Raw genomic sequence first — 18,165 nt, forward strand, 5'->3', positions numbered from 1 at the left:
CCGGCCGTTCTGGCGAGCCGGGGCTGCTTCCGCGAGCCGAAGCTCGGCCGCCTGTTCCTCCGCCGACACCTCCGGCTCGTGATTCCTGCCTCGGCTCGCGGGATCCGCCAGTTCCGGCGAGCCGAAGCTGTTTTCGCGAGCCGAACGTCGGCGGCCCGCTCCTCTGGCTCGTGATTCCGGTCTCGGCTCGCGAAACCAGGCTGTTTCAGCGAGCCGAGGCTGATATCGCGAGCCGAACGTCGGCGGCCCGCACCTCCGGCTCGCGGTTTCGGCTGCGGCCCGTCGGATCCGCCTGTTTCGGCGGGCCGGAGCAGTTTGCGCGAGCCGGAGCTCGGCGGCCGTCACGTCCGGCTCGCGATCTCAGGTCCGGCTCGTCGAATCCGCCTGTTTCCGCGAGCCGAAGCCGTTTCCGCGAGCCGGAGGTGCGCCGAGCGCCGGGTGGTTGACACCGGAGGGTCGCCTGTGGCCACCCGGAGAGCACCCGCGAGAACGCGCGCGATTCCGCGCCAGCGCGCGCAGAAGGCCCCCAGAGTGTGCATGTCGCCGCCGTCCAGCCCGCGTCCAGCAAGCGTCGGGTGAACGACAGCGTAAAATCACGGGGGCACATGCCGAGATCGACAACTCGATAGGGAGTTCCGTTGGACGGAAACGCAACGACCACGCACCGCAACGTCGCATTGCTGTCCGTCGCAACCACGATGGCCCCCCGGGTGACCACGTCGGAAGAGATCGACGCGCGACTGGCGCCGGCGCTGAAGCGGCTGCGACTCCCCACCGGACTCCTCCAGCGCGTCGCCGGCGTGCAGGAGCGGCGCAACTGGGGCCCCGAGCAGGGCTTCGACGGGGCCGCGATCGAGGCGGGCAAGCGCGCGCTGGCCGAGGCCGGCATCCGGCCCGACCAGATCGGGCTGATCATCAACACCTCGGTCACCCGCAAGCACCTCGAGCCCTCGGTCGCCGTGCGCCTGCACCACGGGCTCGGCCTGCCCTCCTCCGCGATCAACTTCGACATCGCGAACGCCTGCCTCGGCTTCGTCAACGGCATGACGCTCGCGGCCCAGCTGATCGACTCCGGCCAGATCAAGTACGCGATGATCATCGACGGCGAGGACGCCGACGAGATCCAGGTCAACACCATCGAGCGCCTCAGCCGCGAGGGCATCAAGCGCAAGGACTTCATGAGCGAGTTCGCGAGCCTGACCCTCGGGTCCGGCGCCGCGGCCGCGATCCTCGGCCCGGCCGACGAGCACCCCAAGGGCCACCGGATCCTCGGCGGCATCACCCGCGCGGCCACCCAGTTCAACGAGCTCTGCGTCGGCAGCGTCGACGGGATGTTCACCGACGCGAAGGCGCTGCTCAAGGGCGGCATGGAGCTCGTCGTCTCCGCCTGGAAGGAGGCGAAGCGCGACTGGAGCTGGGGCGGGATGGACCGCTACATCATGCATCAGGTGTCGGACGTGCACACCAACGCCTTCGTGAAGGCCGTCGGCATCGACCCCGAGCTGGTGCCCACCACCTACCCGACCCTCGGCAACGTCGGCCCCGCGTCGATCCCGATCACCCTCGCGCAGGAGTCGAAGACCCTCGAGCCGGGCCACCGCGTCCTGCTGCTGGGCGTCGGCTCCGGCATCAACACCGCGATGCTCGAGATCGCCTGGTGAGCGCCGCCGCCGGCCGGCACCCGGCCGCCAGGATCCGCCGCGCACTCGGCTCGACCTCGGCGGCGGAGCTGCCGCCGGCGGGACTGGACGGCCTCGATCCGTCCTGGTCGCGCCTCGTCGACGCGCCCGACGCGCACGGCGTCCCGCGCCGCTGGCATCTGCTCGACACGCACGAGGCGCTGGGCGGCGTCGAGCCGCTCGGCACGATCCTCTGCGTGCACGGCAACCCGACCTGGTCCTACCTCTGGCGCGCCCTCGCCGCCGCCACCGTCGCGGCCGCCCGCCGCGGCGAGCCGGCCTGGCGCGTCGTCGCCGTCGACCAGCTCGAGATGGGCTTCTCCGAGCGCACCGGCGAGCTGCACGCCCTCGCCGACCGCGTGCGCGAGCTGTCGAACCTCACCGACGTCCTCGGCCTGACCGACGTCGTCACCCTCGGCCACGACTGGGGCGGAGTCGTCTCGCTCGGCTGGGCGGTCGACCACCCCGAGCTGCTGCGCGGCACGATGCTGCTCAACACCGCGATCCACCAGCCGGCCGACGCGCCGATCCCCGCGCCGCTGCGGCTCGCGCTCGCCTCCGGCGTCCTCGGCGCCTCGACCGTCGGCACGCCCGCGTTCCTCGAGACGACGCTCGCCCTCGGGCACCCGGCGATCCCGGCCGCGGTCAAGGACGGCTACCGCGCGCCTTACCGCTCGGCGGAGCGACGGGGCGGCGTCGGCGGGTTCGTCGCCGACATCCCGGTCGGCCCCGCGCACCCGAGCCACGCCGAGCTGGAGCGGATCGCCGCGGGCGTCCGCGCGCTGGAGACCCCGGCACTGCTGCTCTGGGGCCCGCTGGACCCGATCTTCTCGGACCGCTACCTCGACGACCTCGTCGACCGCCTCCCGCACGCGCAGGTGCACCGCTTCGAGGGCACCGGCCACCTGCTCGCGGAGGACGTCGACTACTCCGCCGCGGTGCTCACCTGGCTCGGCGACGTCACCGCCGGCGTCCAGGCCCCCGACGTGCAGCGCCCGACCGTGCCGATCGAGCCGCTCTGGCGGCACCTGGACGAGCGCGTCGAGGACGACTCGCTCGCGCTGGTCGAGATGGCGCCGCCCGGGGGAGGCGGCCCGCGCTCGGTGTCCTGGCGGCTGCTCTCGCAGCGGGTCCGCGAGCTGGCCGCGGGGCTCCGCGCCTCGGGCGTCGCGCCGGGCGACCGCGTCTCGCTGCTCGTGCCGCCCGGCGCCGATCTCACCGCCCTGCTCTACGCCTGCCTGCGGATCGGCGCCGTCGTGGTGGTCGCCGACGCGGGCCTGGGCCTGCGCGGGCTGACCCGCGCCGTCCGCGGTGCCTGGCCGGACCTCGTCGTCGGCGCGCTGCCCGGGCTCGCCGTGGCCCGCGCGCTCTGCTGGCCGGGCGGCCGAGTCTCCACGCAGACCCTGCCGCGCGCCTCCGCCCGCGCGCTCGGCGTGGACACCTCGCTCGGGCAGCTGATCGAGCTCGGCCGCGCGGAGCTGGAAGCCTCCGCCGACGCGCTCGGCGAGGCTCCCGCGGCCGACGCGACCGCCGCGATCCTCTTCACCTCCGGATCGACCGGACCCGCGAAGGGCGTCGTCTATACGCACCGCCAGCTCGCCGGCGTCCGCGACGCCCTGGCCCGCCAGTACGGCATCGGACCGGGGACCGGACTCGTCGCCGGCTTCGCGCCGTTCGCCCTCCTCGGCCCGGCGCTCGGCACCCGCTCCGCGACGCCGGACATGGACGTCACCTCGCCGCGGACGCTCACCGCGCGGGCAGTGGCCGCCGCGGCGTCGCGCGTCGACGCCACCGTCCTCTTCCTCTCGCCCGCCGCGCTCGCCAACGTGGTCGCCACCGCGGGCGACCTCGACGCCGACGACCACCGCGCGCTCGCCGGCGTCCGCACCTTCCTCTCGGCCGGCGCGCCCGTCGCCGAGGGCCTGCTGGCGCAGGCGCAGGCGCTGATGCCGAACGCCTCGGCCCGCACGCCCTACGGGATGACGGAGGGCCTGCTGCTGACCGACGCGTCGCTCGAGGGCATCCGCGCGGCCGCCGCCGACGACGATCCGCGCGGGGGAGTCTGCGTCGGGGTCCCGGCCGCGGGTGTCCGCCTCCGGATCGCGCCGCTCGACGACGACGGACAGGCGGCCGCCGAGCCGGCCGAGCTCGTCGGTGTCACCGGCGAGATCGTCGTCTCCGCCGGGCACGTCGAGGACCACTACGAGCGGCTCTGGCTGACCGACCGCGCCGCGCGCCGCGGCGCCGTCCCGGGCGAGCGCTGGCACCGCACGGGCGACGTCGGGCGGATCGACGCCGACGGCCGGCTCTGGGTCGAGGGCCGGCTGCCGCACGTGATCGTCACGGCCGACGGCGTCGTCACGCCCGTCGGGCCGGAGCAGCGGATCGAGGCGCGCGTCGCCGCCGTCTCCCGCGCCGCGATCGTCGGCGTCGGGCCCCGCGGAGTCGCGCAGCTCGTCGCCGTCGTCGAGCGGCACGAGGGTGCCCGCCGCACGCAGCTCGCGTCCGAGGAGCTCGCCGCCGAGGTCCGCGCGGCCGTCGGCGCACCGGTCGCAGCCGTGCTCGTCGTGCCGGCGCTGCCCACCGACATCCGGCACAACTCCAAGATCGACCGGGCCGCGCTCGCGCGCTGGGCGGAATCGATCCTCGCCGGCGGCCGGATGGTCGCGCCGTGAGGGTCCTCGTCACCGGCGCCAGCGGGCTGCTCGGCGGCGCCGTCGCGGCGGGGCTCGTCGCGGAGGGGCACGAGGTCCGCACGTTCCAGCGCCGTCCCTCGGGAGTGAGCGGGGTGGAGGACGTCCGCGGCTCGCTGGCCGACGCGGGCGCCGTCGAAGCCGCGGTCGAGGGCTGCGAGGGCGTGGTGCACCTCGCGGCGAAGGTCTCGCTCGCCGGGGATCCCGCCGACTTCGTCCGGGTGAACGTCGACGGCACGCGGGGGCTGCTGACTGCCGCCGCGCAGGCGGGTGTCCAGAGCTTCGTCCAGGTGTCGTCGCCGTCCGTCGCGCACTCCGGCGCCTCGATCATCGGCGATGGCGCCGAGCCCGCCGATCCCGAGCGCGCCCGCGGCGACTACGCCCGCACGAAGGCGCGGGCCGAGCTGCTCGCGCTGGCGGCGGACGCGCCGGGCCTCGCCGTGGTCGCGGTCCGCCCGCACCTGGTCTGGGGGCCGGGCGACACGCAGCTCGTGGCCCGCATCGTCGAGCGCGCCCGCACGGGCCGGCTGCCGCTGCTCGGCGACGGCCAGGCGCTCATCGACTCCACCTACATCGACAACGCCGCCTCGGCGATCGTCGCCGCCCTCGGCCGGGCGGAGGCGGTGCACGGCCGGGCGTACGTGGTCACCAACGGCGAGCCGCGGCCGGTGGCCGAGCTGCTCGCCGGGATCTGCCGCGCCGCCGGCGTGCAGCCGCCGAGCTGGTCGGTGCCCGCGGGCGTCGCGCGCGCCGCCGGCTCGCTCGTCGAGCGCGTCTGGGCGGTGCGCCCGGGGGAGGACGAGCCGCCGATGACCCGCTTCCTCGCCGAGCAGCTCTCGACCGCGCACTGGTTCGACCAGCGCGCGACCCGCGCCGACCTGCACTGGACGCCCGCGGTGACCCTCGACGAGGGCCTCGCCCGCCTGGCCGCCTCCTACCGCTGACACGCCGAACGCCCCCCGCGCGAGTGCGCGAGGGGCGTCCATCGGAATGCGGTGGCCTTCTCCCTGCTGATCGAGTAGCCCGCGCAGCGGGCGTATCGAGATCCACCACCGCTAGAAGTCGAGTCTGCAGACCCGCCCTTCTGACAACGCCGGGTCTCGATACGCCCCTGCGGGGCTGCTCGACCACCATGAGGCGGGACTGCTCGATCAGCATGAGGCAGGGCCGCTCGACCGGCACGCCGGCGGCCGAGCCTCGTCAGTCCGCGAGGATCAGGTACAGCGCGCGGCGGGTCTCGTCGAGCTTCGCGGAGGCGGCGGCGCGCTGCGCCTCCGAGGCCCCGCGGAACTGCTGAACGACGCCCATCAGCTTGCCGATGTTCTCGACGAACTCGCGGTCCGCGTCGCTCGCTCCGGGAGTGGCCTCCCAGGCGGCGGCGAGCTCGTCGGCGTGCTCGCGCACGTAGGTGCCGCCCGCGTCGGTGAGCTGGTACTCGGTGCCGCGGCCCTCGCCGACGGCCGTGATGAGGCCCTCGTCGACGAGCTGCTGGAGCGTGGGGTAGACCGAGCCGGGGCTGGGGCGCCACGAGCCGTTGGTCTTCTCGGCGATCGCCTTGATCAGGCCGTAGCCGTTCGAGGACTTCTCGGCGAGGAGGGAGAGCAGGGCGGCGCGGACGTCACCGCGACGAGCCCGGCCTCCGCCGCGGCCGAAGCCGGGGCCGCCGAAGCCGGGGCCGAAGCCGCCGAAGCCCGGGCCGAAGCCGAAGCCGGGACCGAAGCCGCGGCCGTGTCCGCCGGGGCCGCGGCGCTCGCGGCGGCCGGGCTGGTCGTGGCCGCCGTGGCCGTGGCCGTGGTCGTGGTCGCCGTGCGAGCGGTCGAAGCGGTCGCTGTGGTCGTGGAAGGAGTTCCTGGTGTTCATGGTGTCTCTTCTCGTGTCAGGGGATTCCTCTCGAAATCCGTCTCGCCCGTCGGAGCGAGTGCTCACGATCTGTCGGCGATGTAGTAACGATATATCGGCGACTGTCACTCGTCAAGCACGAGTTTCGAACTACGCTCGAGGGACCCCCACCGGAAGGCCCCTCCGCATGCCGCTGTCCGCCGCCGCGCTCGCCGCGATCCTCGACGAGTCGCTCCTCACCGGCGCCGTCCTCACCGGCCGCGCGAGCAACCTCGGCAACCTCCGCCGCCTGGCCGCCCGCGAGCCCGCCCACCTCTACGGTGTCGACGTCGCCGAGCACTGGGACGTCGAGAGCCTGCTCGCCCTGATGGGGGAGCGGGTCGGCATCAGCACCGACCCCGCGTTCGAGCACGGCCAGGACCGCATCGACGCCGCCCTCACCGTCGCCGCGCTCGACGCCTATCGCGACCGCTTCGCCCGCGCCGTCCGCGAGGGCGCGCTGATCCTCTTCGCCACCGCGCACCCCGCGACCCTGCTGGACGTCTACCGCCGGCTCGCCGCGGCCGCGACGGCGGCGGGCGCCCGCGTGATCGACGTGAACGCCCTCCCGTTCGCCCGCCCCGACGGCATCCGGGTCAGCTTGGCCGACGAGCACCAGCGGCTCTGGTGCACGGGCGGCGTCACCTGCGCCTACCGCGGCGGCAGCCTCCAGCACACCCACTCGGCCGAGCCGATGAACGCCCTCCTCGACGAGCTCGAGGCGCTCGGCATCCGCCCCGACCTCGTCGTCGCCGACCACGGCTGGGCGGGCGCCTCCGGGCGGCGCGGCCTCCCGACGATCGCGATCGCCGACTGCAACGACCCCGCCGTCTTCGTCGCCGAGGCGCAGGGCTCGATCGAGGTGGTCGTCCCGATCGACGACGGCCTCGCCGTGCACCTCTACGAGCCGGTGATCGCCTACCTCCTGGACGGCCTCGACGCCACCTCCGAGCCCGCTCGGACCTCCGGCTCGTAGACTCGTCCAATGCTCGTCGGGATCCTGTGATCCGGCGAGCCGTGCGCGTTCCCGCGAGCCCGAGGTCAGCCCTCGCCACCACTTCCCAGACGGAGCATCCGTGACCCAGCCCCAGGACGGCCTCCTCCCGCGCTTCGCCGTCGGCGTCGACATCGGCGGCACCTCGATCAAGGCCTCCCTCGTCGACGTGACCACCGGCGAGCGCGCCGCCCGCCGCTTCGCCGTCGCGAACCCCGTCGGCAAGGAGCCCGAGGACTTCGCCGCGGCCATCGCCGGCATCGTCCGCGACGTCTCGCCGATCGCCGGCACGCCCGTCGGCGTCGGCTTCCCCGGCATCGTCCGCGGCGGCATCGTGCGGCAGACCACCCACGTCTCGCAGCGCTGGGTCGGGATCGACGCGCAGGCCCTGCTGTCCGAGGCGACCGGTGTCGACGTCGTCGTCGTCAACGACGCGGACGCCGCAGGGGTCGCCGAGCGCGAGTTCGGCGCGATGCGCGACCGCGAGGGCCTCTGCCTGCTCACCACGCTCGGCACCGGGATCGGCACCGCGCTGGTCTACGAGGGCGAGGTCATCCCCAACTCCGAGCTCGGCCACGTGCACATCGACGGCCCCGACTTCGAGCCGCGCGTCGGCTTCTCCGCTGTCCGCCGCGAGGGCATCACCCTCGAGGAGTGGGCGGGCCGCCTCAACGTCTACTACCGGCACCTCGAGATGCTGCTCTCACCGCAGCTGTTCGTGATCGGCGGAGCGGCCGCGCACGTCTTCGACGAGTTCGCCCGCTTCCTCGACCTCGGCACCGAGATCGTCTCCGCCCGCTTCGGCAACGACGCCGGCTTCACCGGCGCCGCCATGGTCGCCGTCTCGCCCGACCGCCTCGCCCCCTGGTACCGCTCCACCCGCGGCGCCCACTTCGACCCGGGCACCCCGGCCATCGCCGACTGACCGCCTGCGGAGGAGCCGCGCAGCGGCGCCCCTATGGTGGTCGAGTAGCCGCATCGCGGCGTATCGAGACCCGCGCACCGGACGACGGTGGATCTCGATACGCCCTCTGCGAGGGCTGCTCGATCCGCGTGTCGGCGTCAGCGTGTTCGCAGCAGCCCGCGGTAGAGCGCGTCCAGGCGCGCCGCCGCGGCCGCCCAGGTGTGGGCCGCCGCCCACTGCACGCCGCCGCGGCCGAGACGCGCGCGCTCGGCGTCGTCGGCGAGCAGCCGGCGGATCTCCGCCGCCCACACCGCCGGGTCGCCGGAGTCGATGAGCACGCCGCTCTCGCCGTCGCGCACCGCGTCGACCAGCCCGGTCGTCCGCCGCGCGAGCACCGGCGTCGCACTCGCCGCCGCCTCGAGCGCGATCAGCCCGAACGTCTCCGCCGCCGACGGCACCAGCGCGAGCCGCGCCCCGCGCAGCAGCGCCGCCGCCGTCTCCCGGTCTGCCACGCCCTCGAAGCGCACCCACTCGTCCACGCCGAGCTCCTGCGCCGCCGCGCGCACCTCCTCCAGGTACCCCTCGCGTCCCGGCGCCGGCCCGCCCGCCAGCCGCAGCAGCGGCCGCTCGCCGACCGGGATGCGCGCCAGCGCCTGCACCGCCAGCAGCTGCCCCTTCAGCGGCTGCACCCGGCCGAGCAGCACGATCTCCCGCGCGCGCTCGCCGGCCCCCGGCGAGAACTGGGCATCGACCCCCGGCGGCACGACCAGCACGCGCGCCGGATCCACCCCGTAGCCGTCCACGACGTCCGACCGCTCCGACGCCCCCGCGACCACCACCGCGTCCGCCGAGCTCAGCACCGAGCGCTCGGCGCGGATCCGCTCCTCCGGCTCCCGCACGTCGCCCGGCACCAGCCGCACGTTCTTCGCCAGCGAGTTCGAGTGCATCGAGTGCACGTGCGGAGCGCCGGTCAGCGCCCCCGCCAGCCCCGACACCCAGTAGTGCGAGTGCACGACGTCCGCACCCTCGGCGGCCTCGGCGAACGCCGGCGCGGAGGCGGCCAGCGCGTACTTGTCGGCCGCCTCGACCGGCACGCCGACGACCGAGACCCCCGGCGCGAGCCGCCGCACGCCCTCGCCGCGGGTGAGCACGGTGACCTCCCAGCCGAGCGCCGCGAGCTCGGGCAGCACCCCGGCAAGGTACACGTTCATCCCGCCGGCGTCGCCGGTCGAGGGCTGCTCGAGGGGCGAGGTGTGCGCCGAGACGATCGACAGGCGGGGCATCCGTCCATCGTAGGAGCGGGCGCGGAGGGCGCGGATCCCGCCCCGCGGCTCCCGGCGCCTCCGGAATCGGGTTGAATGGACGGATGCGCTCCGGTCGGTGCGCGGAGAGCGTGAGGTCCATGGCCCGCCAGAGTCCCCCCGAAGAGGTGCTGCCCCCCTCGGCCGCGCCCGGGGCCGAGGGCCGCGAACCCTTCAGCGAGCAGGACATCCGGGGACTCGTCGGCACCGCCGCCCTCGACAAGGGCGTCGCCTACGCCGACGAGGGCCGCGTCGCCGAGCTGCAGTGGTTCGGCGGGCGCACCCGGCTCTTCGGCCAGGTCCGCGGCTCCGGCCGCTCGCCCTACGCCGTGAGCGTGCAGCTGCGCGACGAGGGCGACCACTCGATCCTCCTCGGCGGCGCCTGCAGCTGCCCGGTCAAGCACGAGTGCAAGCACGTCGCCGCCGTCCTGATCGAGGCGCTGCGCCGCGAGCGCGAGGGCGCCCTGAGCGGCCCGTTCCCCGGCGAGGCCGCCGTCGACGCGGTCCCGGAGTGGCGCAGCGCCCTGGCGCCGCTGCTCGCGGGCGCCGAGCGCTCGCACTCCGGCATCCCGCTCGGCCTCCAGTTCGAGCTCCTCCCCGGCGAGCCCGTGCGCCGCCCGCCCGGCCGCTACAACAGCTACCGTCCGCCGCCCGAGCCGCGCCCGCGCCTCGGCGTCCGCCCGGTCCGGATGGGCGACCGCGACCGCTGGGTGCGCACCGGCACCAGCTGGCGCGACCTCGGCTACCTGCACTACAGCCACGATTACGACGAGCGCCAGATCGACGTCGTCCGCGAGATGCAGGGCCTGCTCTCCGGGCACAGCGCCTCCAGCTACTACTCGCCCGACACCTGGCTCTACCTCGACCAGTGCCGGAGCGAGGCGATCTGGGCGGCCCTGCACGGCGCCGTCCGCGCCGGCATCGGCCTGGTCATGGGCGATCGCGACCAGACCCCGCTGAAGATCCTCGACACCACCGCGACGGCGTCCATCGACGTCACCCGCACCCCGGCCGGCCTCGAGCTGCGCTCGCTCGTCGCGATCGGCGACCACCCGGCGCCCGAGCACTTCGGCTTCATCGGCGACCCCGCCGTCGGCCTCTACACCTGGGACGAGGGCGACGAGCTGCGCGGCAAGGCCGTCACGCTCGTGCCGTTCGCGGCGCCGCTGGTCTCCTCCGCGCGCACGTTCCTCTGGAGCAACGAGCCGATCCGCATCCCGGAGCAGGAGGAGTCGGCGTTCCTCACCGAGCACTACCAGCGCCTGCACCGCCTCTTCGACATCGTCTCGCGCGACGGCTCCTTCGAGGCACCGCCCGTCCCCGAGCCGCGGCTCGGCCTCACCCTCGAGCACACCGAGGGCGCGGGACTCCGTGGCTCCTGGTGGTGGCGCTACGGCATCGAGGGCGGCCGCGGCACCGAGGCCGAGCGCCTCCCGCTGCGCCTGGACGACGAGTCCGGCTACCGCGACGCCGAGGCCGAGCAGCGGATCCTCGACTCGCTCGGCGGCGCCGGCATCGACCCGGAGTCGACCCCCGCCCTGGTCTCCCCGTCGAGCCGCCGCCTCCGCCCCACCTTCGACCTGCGCGGCATGCAGACCGTCGGCTTCCTCACCGGCGAGGTCGAGCGCCTGCGCGAGCTCGGCACCGTCGAGATCGAGGAGATCGGCCAGCGCGTCGAGTACCGCGAGGCGGAGACCGCCCCGGTCGTCGCCGTGCAGACGGTCGCCCAGCCGGACAGCCGCGACTGGTTCAACCTCGAGATCTCGGTCACGGTCAACGACCAGGCGGTCCCACTCGCCGAGATCTTCCTCGCCCTGGCCCGCGGCGACGAGTACATGGTGCTGCCGAGCGGCGTCTACTTCGCGCTGGACGACGAGCGCTTCGGCCGCCTCCGCGAGCTGATCGCCGAGGCGCGCGAGCTCTCGGACGACCCGAGTGAGACGCTGCGGATCAGCCGCTTCCAGTCCTCGCTCTGGGACGAGCTGGTCGAGCTCGGCGTCGTCGAGGCGCAGGCCGCGGCCTGGCGCCGCTCGGTCGAGGGCCTCTCCGGCTTCACCGCGACCGGCGCCCTCGAGTCGCGCGCCCTGCCCGAGGGCTTCGCCGTCGAGCTGCGGCCGTACCAGCAGCTCGGCTACGACTGGCTGTCCTTCCTCTACGACAACCAGCTCGGCGGCGTCCTCGCCGACGACATGGGCCTCGGCAAGACCGTGCAGTCGCTCGCGCTGGTCACCCGGGTGATGCAGGAGCAGCGCGCGGCCGCCGCGAGCGCCGGCACCTCGCCCCGCCCGTTCCTCGTCGTCGCCCCGACGAGCGTCGTGCCCAACTGGGTCGGCGAGGCCAAGCGCTTCGCCCCCGACCTGCGCGTGGTCGGCATCGACGAGACCTCGAAGAAGAAGCGCAAGGCGCTGTCGACGATGATCGGCGAGGCCGAGCTGGTCGTCACCTCCTACGCCCTCTTCCGCCTCGACTACGAGTCCTACGCCGGGATCCAGTGGTCCGGCTTCCTGCTCGACGAGGCGCAGTTCGTCAAGAACCGCCAGTCGGCCACCCACCAGCTCGCCCGGCGCCTCGACGTGCCGTTCAAGCTCGCCATCACGGGCACGCCGATGGAGAACAACGTGATGGAGCTCTGGTCGCTGCTGTCGATCGTCGCTCCGGGCCTCTTCCCCTCGCCGGCCGGCTTCGCCGAGTACTACCAGAAGCCGATCGAGCGCGACGCCGACACCGAGCGGCTCAGCCAGCTGCGCCGCCGCATCCGCCCGCTGATGCTCCGCCGCACCAAGGAGCTCGTCGCCACGGAGCTGCCGCCCAAGCAGGAGCAGACCATCGAGGTCGAGCTCGGCACCCGCCAGCGCAAGGTCTACGACACCTACCTCGCCCGCGAGCGGCAGCGGGTGCTCGGCCTGATCGGCGACTTCGAGAAGAACCGCTTCGCGATCTTCCGCGCCCTCACTGTGCTCCGCCAGGTCGCGCTCGACGCGGCCCTGGTCGACGAGGCGCACGCCACGGTGCCGTCGACCAAGCTCGACCTGCTCGACGAGCTCCTCGCCGACGCGCTCGCCGAGGGGCACCGGGTGCTGGTCTTCAGCCAGTTCACCCGCTTCCTCGGCCGGGTGCGCGGCCGGCTCGACGCGGCCGGCGTCGAGTACGCCTACCTCGACGGCGCGACCAAGAAGCGCGACGAGGTGATCGACCGCTTCCGCTCCGGCGAGGCGGGCGTCTTCCTCATCTCGCTGAAGGCGGGCGGCTTCGGTCTCAACCTCACCGAGGCCGACTACTGCATCCTGCTCGACCCGTGGTGGAACCCGGCGACGGAGTCGCAGGCCGTCGACCGCGCGCACCGCATCGGCCAGACCCGCTCGGTGATGGTCTACCGGCTCGTCGCGAAGGACACCATCGAGGAGAAGGTGATGGCGCTCAAGGAGGCGAAGGCCGCCCTGTTCGCGGCCGTCATGTCCGACGACGGCGCGGCGGCGACCGGCGGCATCACCGCGGAGGACGTGCGCGAGCTGCTCGGCTGAGCGGCCCGGGTCGGTGCGGGTCCGGTCAGCAGGCCGGGTCCGCGAGCGCCTTCACGAACGCCCCGGTCTGGTAGACGTACTCGTAGGCCCAGTCGCCGAGCGTGTACGGCTCGCCGGAGGACACCATCGACAGCTCGCCGTCGAAGCAGCGGCCGAGCAGCAGGCGCGCCCGGGCGATGTGGGGGGTCTGCGTGATGACGACGACGCTGTCCCAGTGGTCCGCCCGCGCGTCGTCGGCCAGGGCGCGCGCCTCGCCCTGGGTGGTCCCGGGCTCGGCGGTGAAGCAGATCACGTCCATGTCCGGCTCGTCGCAGGCCACGACGTCGTTCTCGCCCGGAGCCGCGGCCAGATCCGAGGCCCAGACCGAGATCACCAGGGTGTCGGCCACTCCCGCCTCGACGAGGTCGCGGCCGAGCTCGGTGCGCGCGCGGGTGGGCGGCCCGAGGACGAGCACCGCGTCGGCGTGCTCCGGCACCGGATCGATCGCGGGCAGCACGTAGACGGGGATCCCGGCGCCGACCACCAGCACGAGCGCGGCGAGGGCGCCGACGCCGAGGCGCCGTGCCAGCCGTCCTGCCCTGTGCATGCGTCTCCTCGCGAACCCCGGCGGTCACCGTACCCCAGGGAGGTGACACGAGTGTTTCGGCGGATCGGGACTCCGGCGTCACGGGGACCGCGTCCCGCTGCGCCCGCAAGCCCCCGATCGCAGCCGGCAGTGCGCGGACCGAACTCTGACATCCTGTGTCTTCGGAGCACGGGACGGTGACTCCTGGCGCTCCCGCGACGCCGTGGCGGCCGCTCCTCCTCGACAGAAGGACAGGCGATGGCTGAACCGACACTGGTGGACGTCGCGCGCATCGCGGGGGTGTCCCGCGCGACCGCCGCGCGCGTGCTCGCGGGCCGGACCAACGTCGACGCCGGCATGACCGCCGCCGTGGAGCGCGCCGCGAAGCAGCTGGGCTATGAGGCGAACGGCGCCGCGCGCATGCTGCGCGGGGGACGCGCGGGCTCGATCGCGCTGATCGTCGCCTTCGAGGATCTCGACCGCCTGCCCGGGACGATCCTCACGGCGGTCCTGAAGGGCGCCGCGGCGAGCCTGCACGCGCAGGGGGTCCAGCCGGTCCTGCTGCCCGCGGACTACGACGACAGGGGCCGCGTCGCCCGGCTTCTCCGCACGCGCGCGGTCGACGGGGCCATCGTGATCCTGCAGAACGAGATGACCCAGGTGACCCAGGAGCTGGCCGACTCTCCCGCGCCGATCGCCTGGGTGGGACGGCCGCGGGTCGCCCTCGCGGACGACGCGCTCGTGATCGATGCGGACAACTACGGGGGAGGGAGGCTCGCCGCACGAGTGCTGGCCGAGTCCGGCCGTCGGCGACTCGGCATCATCACGGGCCCCCACGACATGAAGCCCGCCCGTGAGCGGCTGCGCGGCTGGCGCGACGAGCTGGAGCACCTGGGCATCGACTACGCGCCCCTCGCGCACGGTGCGTTCACGGTCGAGAGCGGCGTGACCGCGATGGTGCGCCTCCTGCAGCGCTACCCCGATCTCGACGGGATCTTCGCCTCCTCCGACCTGATGGCGCACGGCGCGATCCACGTCCTCCGGGCCGCGGGGCGGCGCGTGCCGACGGACGTCTCGGTCGTGGGCTTCGACGACGTCGTCATCGCGACCACGACGGACCCGCCGATCACGACGATCCGCCAGCCCCTCGCGGAGATGGGCCGCATCGCCGCCGAGACCGTCGTCGCCGTCCTGCAGGGACGCGAGGTCGACCGGCAGCGGATCCTGCCCGTGAGCCTCGTCCAGCGGGAATCCGCCTAGAGCGGAGGGCGTCCTCGGGCAGCGCGGCTCTCAGGGTCGCCACCCGCTCAGTCCGCGACCAGCGACCGCAGCTCCCGCACTCCCGCGACCACATCGGCCCCGACGCGCCCCGCCTGCACCGCCGCGCGCAGCGGCAGCGTCCGATGCGGCCGCAGCAGTCGCCGTGCTGCCGTGCAGGGCAGCGCGTAGAGCGCGACGACGCCCGCGTCGATCCCGTCGAGTCCGCCGTCGTCGCGGCCGAAGACCAGCTCGCGTCCCTCGCGGGCCAGCTCCTCGGGCAGCGCCGCCTCGCCGACCGGCAGCCGCACGGCGGCGAGCACGGCGGCGGCGACGATCCGGCGGCGCAGCGGCCGGCCGATCGTGTCCGCCGCGAGCTCGCCGAAGAAGTCGGCGTGCCGCTCGAGGATCGCGGCGACGGTCTCGGCGAGGCGCTCCATCTCGGGGTGCAGCGACAGCCGCGCGAGGCGGCGGTAGGCGTGCAGGGCGATCTGCGCGTCGACCGCCAGCGCGAGGGCGATGGGCCCTGCGAGCAGCCGGGACGAGCGGTCGCGCAGCACCCGGCTCCTGACCACGGGCTCGGCCGGGCCGGTCTCGACGCCGCGGATCCGCGGCGAGGCCGCCAGCACCTCGCCGAGCGCATCGGCGATCCGGTGCCGCTCGGCGGCCCAGGTCGTCGCGAACGACCGCACCCGCGGATCGGGGTGCGCCCGCGCAAGCGGCAGCACCCGCACGACGGCCGCGTGCTCGAGAGCGCGGAGGTAGGCGGACGCGACGATCGCCTCGCGATCCAGCGGCGCCTCCTCGAACTCGCGGATCGAGAAGTGGTCGCGGAGGCTGCCGTGCGCGCTGCGACGGTAGCTCTCCACGTCGAACGGTTCCGCGATGCCCATGCTCCACCCGCCTTCGCTTCGACCGTACCGCCATCCTGGGCCCGGAACCTGAACGGCGGAAGGTCCGCCGCTGCCAGACTGGAGCCCGCGCGCCGCCCGGCCGCGGGACGGGGCGGAGATGGGGTCTCGCGGGTCCGCGGTCGCCGCGATCCTCCTCGCCGCGGTCTGCTTCGGCACCACCGGCACTGCGCAGTCGCTCGGCGCCGAGGGCGTCGATCCGCTGCTGCTCGGCGCCGCCCGGATCGTGCTCGGCGGGGCGCTGCTGGCCGTCCTGCTCGGCGTCGAGACGGCGCGCGCTCCCCGCCGCGCCGCCCGGAGGCCGCGCGTCTCGACGGTGCTGCTCGTCCTCCTCGGTGCGGCCGGCGTCGCCGCGTACCAGCCCGCCTTCTTCACCGGCACCGCCGAGAACGGCGTCGCGGTCGGCACGATCGTCGCGCTCGGCTCCGCCCCCGCCTTCACCGGACTGCTCGAGTGGCTCCTGCTGCGCTCCGCCCCGAGCCCGCGCTGGTTCGTCTCGACGGCGCTCGCCGCGGTCGGCGTCGTGCTGCTCGCCGGCCTGCTGACCGGTGGCGCCGCGGGCGGAGTCTCCGTGCTCGGTCTCGCCGGCTCGGCCGGGGCCGGCGCCGCCTACGCGCTCTACGCCGTCTGCGGCAAGCTGCTGCTCGAGCGCGGCTTCAGCCCGGCCGCCGCGATGGGCGCCCAGTTCGGCACCGCCGCGCTGCTCGCGCTGCCGGTCCTGCTGGCCGGCGACCCCGGACGCCTCGCCGGCTCCCTCCCCGCCGTGCTCTGGCTCGGCGTGGTGACCGTCGCGGTCGCCTACACCTTCTTCGCGCGGGGCTTGCGCCTCCTGCCCGCCGCCACGGTCTCGACGCTCACCCTCGTCGAGCCCGCGACGGCGACCCTCCTCGGCGTCGCCCTGCTCGGCGAGCGGCTGACGCCCGACGCGGTCGCCGGCATCGTCGTGCTCGTGCTCGCCGTGCTGCTCCTGGCTCTGCCCCCGCGCCGGGGGAGGGCGCGCCGCAGGAGGCCCGAGGTCGTCGCCCCTGAGGCGCCGTCGAGCCTCGCGGAGTAGCCTCTGCCCTGCCGCGGCGCCCGAGCGCCTCACCGATCGACGACGAGGGGGCGGATCCGATGACCAACCCCTGGCTCGCCCTGCCCGGCAGCGGTCGCCGCCGCCCGCTGGTCGAGGCGTCCTGGGAGCGCGCGCGCCGCCACCGCCTCGACCCCGAGCGCCTCACCGCCCCGCTGTCCTTCTCGAGCGACGAGCTGCGCGACTACCGGATGGGCCACCCGCTCGCCTCGGTGCTGCCCGTCATCCGGCGCCTCCTCGTCCGCGACGCCGACGAGGACAGCGGCGTGCTCGTCGCGGTCGGCGACGCCCTGGGGCGGCTGCTCTGGATCGACGGCGACCAGGCGCTGAAGAGCTCCGCCGAGCGGATGCTCTTCGTCGAGGGCGCGGCCTGGGCCGAGCCCGACGTCGGCACCTCCGCCCCCGGCACCGCCCTCGTCCTCGACCACGGCGTGCAGATCCACGGCGCCGAGCACTTCGCCTCCCTCGTCCACCCGTGGAGCTGCACCGCGGTGCCGATCCACGACCCCGAGACCCACGAGATCCTCGGGGTGATCGACATCACCGGCGGCGCCGAGGTCGTCGCCCCGCAGACCCTCCCGCTGATGGAGGCGACCGCGGCGGCCGTCGAGAGCCAGCTGATGGTGCAGCGGCTGCAGCGCCCGCGCCGCGCGCAACCCCGCCGCTCGCCACCTCGGCCCGCGGCGGCCCGCGCGCCGAGCCTGCGCGTCCTCGGCCGCGAGACCGGCGTCGTCAGCGCCGACGGCGTCGAGCTCGAGCTCTCCACCCGGCACGCCGAGATCCTCACCCTCCTCGCCTGGCACCGAGCGGGACTGTCCGCCGAGGCGCTCGCCCAGCTGCTCTACGGGCGGGAGGACGCGGTGGTCACCGTGCGCGCCGAGATGGTGCGCCTGCGCCGGATCCTCGAGCCGCGCCTCCCGAGGCTGGTGCCGCTCTCGCGCCCGTACCGCCTGGCCAGTCCGGTCGACCTCGACGCGCGCCAGGTCGTCGGCCTGCTCGATCGCGGCGCGCACCGGCTCGCCCTCGACGCCTACGCCGGCGCCCCGCTGCCCGGCTCCGAGGCCCCGGGCATCCGCGCGATCGCCGACGAGCTGCGCGCCCGCGTCCGTGCCACCGTGCTCACCAGCGCTGCCGCCGAGACGCTGCTCGCCTACGCGCACGGGCCCGACGGCCACGACGACGCGGAGGTCTGGGCCGAGCTGCTGCGGATCCTGCCGCGCCGCTCGCCCCGCCGCGCCGGCATCGTCGCGCACCTCGAGGAGCTCGAGGCCGAGCAGCGCTGACCCGCGCTCGGCCGCCGCCTCCGTCGCCGCGCGGCCGTGCAACGGCGTGCAACCTCCCGCGACGTACGGTCGGACCGAGCGCGACACCCCGCACTCACCCGACAACG

At 74.8% G+C, this 18,165-nt stretch carries 13 protein-coding genes; 9 read left to right on the top strand and 4 right to left on the bottom strand.

All coding sequences use genetic code 11. From position 1 onward, the window contains the following. Positions 1-638 precede the first annotated feature (638 nt). From EDF43_RS14705 to EDF43_RS14715, 3 genes are read left to right on the top strand one after another with little or no spacing between them, the layout of a single operon-like run. Positions 639-1,661, top strand: a complete 1,023-nt coding sequence (locus EDF43_RS14705) for a 3-oxoacyl-ACP synthase III (RefSeq protein ID WP_123446645.1) — start codon at positions 639-641, stop codon at positions 1,659-1,661. Continuing rightward, positions 1,658-4,354 carry an alpha/beta fold hydrolase gene (locus tag EDF43_RS14710; RefSeq protein ID WP_243646328.1) on the top strand — a complete coding sequence of 899 codons (2,697 nt, stop codon included), beginning with the start codon at positions 1,658-1,660 and terminating at the stop codon, positions 4,352-4,354. The genes EDF43_RS14705 and EDF43_RS14710 overlap by 4 nt, the downstream gene beginning before the upstream one ends. After that, positions 4,351-5,316, top strand: coding sequence for an NAD-dependent epimerase/dehydratase family protein (locus tag EDF43_RS14715; RefSeq protein ID WP_132437497.1), 966 nt, complete (start codon positions 4,351-4,353; stop codon positions 5,314-5,316). Before EDF43_RS14710 ends, EDF43_RS14715 begins: the two co-directional genes overlap by 4 nt. A gap of 256 nt (positions 5,317-5,572) precedes the next feature. Here the strand turns inward: EDF43_RS14715 and EDF43_RS14720 are convergent, their stop codons facing one another. After that, the gene (locus EDF43_RS14720) at positions 5,573-6,232 is read right to left on the bottom strand and encodes a PadR family transcriptional regulator (RefSeq protein WP_132437498.1); all 660 of its coding nucleotides are present in this window, start codon (positions 6,230-6,232) and stop codon (positions 5,573-5,575) included. Positions 6,233-6,398: 166 nt separating this feature from the next. Between EDF43_RS14720 and EDF43_RS14725 the strand changes: the two genes are divergently transcribed. Both EDF43_RS14725 and EDF43_RS14730 read left to right on the top strand, forming a co-directional pair. Continuing rightward, entirely contained in the window at positions 6,399-7,226 is an 828-nt protein-coding gene (locus EDF43_RS14725; protein ID WP_132437499.1) for a phosphatase, read from the top strand. Positions 7,227-7,326: 100 nt separating this feature from the next. Continuing rightward, complete coding sequence (locus EDF43_RS14730) at positions 7,327-8,169, top strand: ROK family protein (RefSeq protein WP_123446641.1); 843 nt, start codon at positions 7,327-7,329, stop codon at positions 8,167-8,169. A 137-nt stretch (positions 8,170-8,306) separates the two neighbouring features. Here the strand turns inward: EDF43_RS14730 and EDF43_RS14735 are convergent, their stop codons facing one another. Beyond that, complete coding sequence (locus EDF43_RS14735) at positions 8,307-9,431, bottom strand: glycosyltransferase (RefSeq protein ID WP_132437500.1); 1,125 nt, start codon at positions 9,429-9,431, stop codon at positions 8,307-8,309. 119 nt (positions 9,432-9,550) lie between these two features. On the opposite strand from EDF43_RS14735, the gene EDF43_RS14740 reads away from it, so the two are divergent. Then, positions 9,551-12,970 carry a DEAD/DEAH box helicase gene (locus EDF43_RS14740; protein WP_165909130.1) on the top strand — a complete coding sequence of 1,140 codons (3,420 nt, stop codon included), beginning with the start codon at positions 9,551-9,553 and terminating at the stop codon, positions 12,968-12,970. Between the two features lie 25 nt (positions 12,971-12,995). Here the strand turns inward: EDF43_RS14740 and EDF43_RS14745 are convergent, their stop codons facing one another. Next, positions 12,996-13,556 carry a hypothetical protein gene (locus tag EDF43_RS14745; RefSeq protein WP_132437502.1) on the bottom strand — a complete coding sequence of 187 codons (561 nt, stop codon included), beginning with the start codon at positions 13,554-13,556 and terminating at the stop codon, positions 12,996-12,998. A gap of 237 nt (positions 13,557-13,793) precedes the next feature. Here EDF43_RS14745 and EDF43_RS14750 point away from each other — a divergent pair, with 237 nt between their 5' ends. Beyond that, positions 13,794-14,795: a LacI family DNA-binding transcriptional regulator gene (locus tag EDF43_RS14750; RefSeq protein ID WP_127887452.1), complete on the top strand. Its 1,002-nt coding sequence runs from the start codon at positions 13,794-13,796 to the stop codon at positions 14,793-14,795. Between the two features lie 47 nt (positions 14,796-14,842). Here the strand turns inward: EDF43_RS14750 and EDF43_RS14755 are convergent, their stop codons facing one another. Then, positions 14,843-15,685 carry a ferritin-like domain-containing protein gene (locus EDF43_RS14755; protein WP_132437503.1) on the bottom strand — a complete coding sequence of 281 codons (843 nt, stop codon included), beginning with the start codon at positions 15,683-15,685 and terminating at the stop codon, positions 14,843-14,845. Between the two features lie 118 nt (positions 15,686-15,803). Between EDF43_RS14755 and EDF43_RS14760 the strand changes: the two genes are divergently transcribed. Both EDF43_RS14760 and EDF43_RS14765 read left to right on the top strand, forming a co-directional pair. Further along, on the top strand, positions 15,804-16,757 hold the full coding sequence (locus tag EDF43_RS14760) for an EamA family transporter (RefSeq protein ID WP_132437504.1): 954 nt from the start codon (positions 15,804-15,806) through the stop codon (positions 16,755-16,757). 59 nt (positions 16,758-16,816) lie between these two features. Next, positions 16,817-18,058: a helix-turn-helix domain-containing protein gene (locus tag EDF43_RS14765; protein WP_132437505.1), complete on the top strand. Its 1,242-nt coding sequence runs from the start codon at positions 16,817-16,819 to the stop codon at positions 18,056-18,058. The last annotated feature ends 107 nt before the right edge of the window (positions 18,059-18,165 follow it).

Source organism: Rathayibacter sp. PhB179, from assembly GCF_004345345.1.
GTDB classification, from domain to species: domain Bacteria; phylum Actinomycetota; class Actinomycetes; order Actinomycetales; family Microbacteriaceae; genus Rathayibacter; species Rathayibacter festucae.